Annotated in this window: 1 protein-coding gene; it reads left to right on the top strand. The window is 71.6% G+C overall.

The genetic code is table 11. The features are described 5' to 3' along the window. The coding region (locus tag ACYQ0J_RS13575; protein WP_460172620.1) for a Dna2/Cas4 domain-containing protein at nt 1–236 on the top strand (236 nt) is incomplete at both ends.

Here is a 236-nt window from a genome sequence, read left to right as displayed (position 1 = left end):
TGGGGACAGGCTCGTGGTGGTGGACCTGAAGACCTCCTCCCGGGTCTACCCGGAGCACCTCCTGCAGGTGGGGGCTTACGCCCTGGCCCTGCGGGAGGAGGGGCTGGCGGTGGAGGGGGGCTTCGTGGTGGCCCTGCGGGAGGGGATGAAGGTGGCCGAGGTCCCCCTGGAGGAGGCGGGGGAGGCCTTCCTGGGGCTCCTGGCTGTTCACCGTTTCCTGAGGGGCTTGGGGCTGG

This window comes from Thermus sp. FJN-A (genome assembly GCF_054655095.1).
This window is presented reverse-complemented; position numbering and strand designations above follow the sequence as displayed.